The 3,744-nt window shown below is 72.3% G+C and carries 4 protein-coding genes; all 4 read right to left on the minus strand.

The window, feature by feature from the left end; translation table 11 throughout:
* Positions 1–13: 13 nt before the first annotated feature.
* A complete protein-coding gene (locus tag ACFV4F_RS42790; protein ID WP_380511333.1) occupies positions 14–595 on the minus strand; it encodes a histidine phosphatase family protein in 582 nt (193 codons plus the stop codon).
* Between the two features lie 6 nt (positions 596–601).
* Positions 602–1,051 (minus strand): helix-turn-helix transcriptional regulator, encoded by a 450-nt coding sequence (locus ACFV4F_RS42795; RefSeq protein ID WP_380447138.1) that lies wholly within the window; start codon positions 1,049–1,051, stop codon positions 602–604.
* A 30-nt stretch (positions 1,052–1,081) separates the two neighbouring features.
* Positions 1,082–1,945 (minus strand): alpha/beta fold hydrolase, encoded by an 864-nt coding sequence (locus tag ACFV4F_RS42800; protein ID WP_380511336.1) that lies wholly within the window; start codon positions 1,943–1,945, stop codon positions 1,082–1,084.
* 139 nt (positions 1,946–2,084) lie between these two features.
* Entirely contained in the window at positions 2,085–3,575 is a 1,491-nt protein-coding gene (locus tag ACFV4F_RS42805; RefSeq protein WP_380511339.1) for an FAD-binding protein, read from the minus strand.
* Positions 3,576–3,744: the final 169 nt, after the last annotated feature.

Here is a 3,744-nt window from a genome sequence, read left to right on the forward strand (position 1 = left end):
TGTGGGCGGCGGCTTACTTGTGTAACCGCCCACAGAGGGGGGGCGGTGGGGCCCGGGGCCCCGGCTGCGCCTCCCCACCCCCCCCCCCCGGGGGGGGGGGGGGCGCGAGGACCTCCACCAGCGGCACTCCGGTCAGGAGGTGGTCCAGGGCCCACCGGTTCGCCGAGTGCGCGATGAGCAGCACCCGGCGGCCGTCCCAGCGGGCGGCGAGGTCGTGGAGCAGGGCGTCGGTGGCCGCGACGACCTGCCGGTAGCTCTGCCCGCCGGGGAACGGCTCGTCGACGTGCCGGAGCCGCCGGGCGGCGACGAGGGAGGCCGGCGCGCCGTTGAGCTCGCCGTAGTCGCACTCGCGGAGCCGCACGTCCTGGTGCAGCGGCGGCACACCGTCCGGGAACGCGATCCGGCCGGTCTCGACGGCCCGGTGCAGGTCGGAGGTGAACACGGCCGCGAACCCGCCGTCGCGCCGCCGCGCGCCCAGCTCCGCCGCCTGCCGCCGGCCTGCTTCCGACAGGCGGCCCGGGAGGTGGCCGGTGGCGATCCCGGCCTCGTTGTCCGTGGTGGTGGAGTGGGTCTCGTAGACGAGCTCGACCGCCATCGAGGACTACCCGTTGCCGGCCGGCTTCGCCCCGCCGCCCTTGACCGGCCGGGTGTGGATCTTCGAGATGCAGGCCGGCAGCGCGGCACCGTCCTCGTGCTCGCGCGCCCGGTACGCGCTCGGGGTCTCGCCGACCAGCTCGGTGAACCGCGAACTGAACGACCCCAGCGACGTACAGCCCACCTCCATGCAGACCTCCGTCACCGTGAGGTCGCCACGCCGCAGCAGGGCCTTCGCCCGCTCGATCCGCCGGGTCATGAGGTAGCTGTACGGCGTCTCCCCGTACGCGGTGCGGAAGCTGCGCGAGAAGTGGCCCGCCGACATGAGGGCGGTGCGCGCCAGCGCCGTGACGTCCAGCGGCTGCGCGTAGTCGCGGTCCATCATGTCCCGGGCCCTGCGGAGCCGGACGAGGTCGTCGAGCGGCACACGGGACGCGTTACCGGCGGCTCTGCTCATCGATGACGTCTCCCCGCTCGGGCCACTGCGTTACGACCGAGGGTACCCGCCGACGCGGGCGATGAGGGCGGAGATGTGGTGAGTGAGCCGCTCCGGGCTCTCCAGCGGCAGGTTGTGGCCGCTGCCCGGGATCGTGTCCAGCTGTGTGTCCGGCAGCGCGCGGGCGAGGTGATGGCTGTGGTTCGGGTTGACGATCTTGTCCTGGGTGCCGGTGAGGACCGTGGTGGGCGCGGTGATGGCGGCCAGCTGCGGTCGCAGGTCCATGTCGTGCGTGGCACCGAAGTAGGCGGCCCGGACGGCGGGCGGGGTGTTCGCGAACAGCTGCCGGTTCTGCTCGCGCGTCGCGAGGGTCGCGGTCGGCGCGAGCGTCTTGCCGAGCAACTGCCGCCCGAGCCACGGCACTCGCAGCGCCCGCGTGAACAGCTGACTGCCCATCATCCGGATCTCCCCGGCCGGGGTCACCTGGTCGTGCGAGGCCGTCGACGCGAGGAGCAGGGCCGCCAGCCGCCGCGGAGCCGCGTCCGGCGTCGCGGCGTGGAGGTGCGCCGCGTAGGCGAGGGCCGCGTAGCCGCCGCCGGAGTGGCCGGCCACGACGACGGGCCGGTCGGGGGACAGCGTGTCGACGACCGTCGCGAGGTCCTGCCCGAGCCGGGCGATGCTCAGCGGCTGCTCCCCGGCGGTGGACGCCGCGTGCCCCCGCTGATCGTAGGCGGCCACGGTGTGCCCGGCGGCGGCGAGCTGCCGGGCGACGGCGTGCCAGACCGTCCGGGAGGCGGCCCACCCGTGCACCAGCACCACCAACGGGCTGTCCGGGACGGGGGTTTCGGGCCGGTGGAGCGTGACGGCGAGCCGGGCGCCGTCGTCGGTGGTGATGGTGCGGTCGGTGATGATCATGCCTTCGTCCCCTTGCCCTTGGTGGTGCCTCGGTGGGTGCCTCGGTGGATGTCTCGGTGGGTGTCTCACCCGGTGCCTCGCCCGGTGTCGATGGTGGGTACGGGCATCGGCCTTCCGGGGGTAGGCCGTTCCGGTGCCGTCAGAGGATGTGCTGGCCGGGGGTGAGGGTGTGGCGGGGGTCGTGGCGCTGCTTGGCGGTGGTGAGGGTGGTCCAGCGGGCGCCGTAGTGGCGCTGCCAGTCGGTGGTGGTCATGTTGGGGATGGCGCCGACGAGGTAGCGCTTGGCGCCCAGGCGCACGGCGGCGTCGTAGAGGTCGCGGTTGCGCCGGAGCGCGGTGGTGGGGTCGGTGCCGGGGGCGGGGAAGGTGAGGAAGTCGAAGAGATACGTGGTGGGGTGATCGGGGGTCATGGCGAGGGGCCGGGTGATCTTGCCGGTGGGGAAGGGGTAGAAGAGGAGGAGCCCGGCGCCGAGGTCGGCGGGGGTGACCTTGGTGAGGGCGTAGCGGGCGAACTCCTGGGCCCGGTCGGCGGGGAGGAACATGCTCAGCCAGGGCTTGGGGGCGCTCCAGTAGCCGAGGCTCTTGAGGTTGGCGGCGAAGGCGTCGACGCGGAACGTGTAATCGCGGTAGGTGGTATCGCTGATCTGGGTGTCGCCGGGCACGGGTGTGAGGCCGGCGAGCAGGGGTGCGGCGTCGGGGGGTGTGGTGCCGTTGTAGTGGGCGACGGCCTCGATCTTGTAACGGGCGTTGGGCGTGGGGTTGGCGGGGGATCGGGGCAGGAGGATCTCGCCGACCTGGCCGTCGAAACGCCCGTCGGCCATGATGCGCTCCTGGTCGGCGCAGTAGGCGGCGATGTCGTCGTAGAAGAGCAGGAACACGCGCGCGTTCTCCGGCGCCTTGGTGAGGGCGACGGTGGCCCGGGTGATGATGCCGACCTGGCCGGCACCGGCGAGGGCGGCCTCGAACAGACCGCGGTTGCGGGTGGCCGAGGCGGTGAGGGTGCGGCCGGTGCCCGTGACGATCTCGATCTCGCTGACCGTGTCGGCCTGCAGGCCGTGCTTCTGGACGGCGTTGCCGATGCCGCCGACGCTGATCGTGCCGCCGATGGAGAGGTGGAGGTAGTCGGTGAGGCACGGCGGGGTGAGGCCCTGCGCGAGGGCGGCGTTGGTGAGCTGGGCCCAGGTGACGCCGGGGTCGACGACGGCGTGGGTGGGGGTGATCGCGTGGATGGTGTCGAGTGAGCGGGCGTCGATCGCGATGCCGCCGGGGACGGCCGCCTGGCCGTAGTTGGAGTGGGACTCGTACTCGCCGTCGGTGCCGCCCTGCCCGTTCATGGCGACGGTGAGGCCGGTCTTGTTGGCGTAGTCGATGATGGCCGCGATGTCGCGGGTGGAGCGGGGCCGCAGCACGGCGCGGGGGGTGTTGTGCGTCAGACGCCCGAAGTCGTCCGAGAAGGCGGCGAGCGTGGTGGCATCGGTGGTGAGCGTGCCGTCGAGCGCCGGGACGGGGACGACGTCGGCGACCGCGTCCGTGGAAGTGGTGGCCCAGGCGCGCGTGGCGGTGTTCCAGCCGATGACGGCGGAGGCCGCGCCGGCGATCAGCGTCCGTCGGGACAGGCCGGGTGTGTGCATGTCGGTGGTCTCATTCCGGTGATGGTTTGTGGGTGTGCTATTCGGTTTTGTGTGTGTGGGTTAGTTGTGGGTGGTGTGGGTGGTGTTTTGGGTGGTGGTGGTTTGGTAGTTGGTGTGGTCGAAGTGGTTGGTTTGTTTGTGGTAGGTGTGGGTGTAGGTGGGCCAGATG

This window comes from Kitasatospora sp. NPDC059722 (assembly GCF_042733235.1).
Classification (GTDB): Bacteria; Actinomycetota; Actinomycetes; order Streptomycetales; family Streptomycetaceae; genus Kitasatospora.

Coding starts and splice junctions, on each gene's coding strand:
- ACFV4F_RS42790 (WP_380511333.1), bottom strand. CDS start 595: ATGGCGGTCGAGCTCGTCTACGAGACCCACTCCACCACCACGGACAAC.
- ACFV4F_RS42795 (WP_380447138.1), bottom strand. CDS start 1,051: ATGAGCAGAGCCGCCGGTAACGCGTCCCGTGTGCCGCTCGACGACCTC.
- ACFV4F_RS42800 (WP_380511336.1), bottom strand. CDS start 1,945: ATGATCATCACCGACCGCACCATCACCACCGACGACGGCGCCCGGCTC.
- ACFV4F_RS42805 (WP_380511339.1), bottom strand. CDS start 3,575: ATGCACACACCCGGCCTGTCCCGACGGACGCTGATCGCCGGCGCGGCC.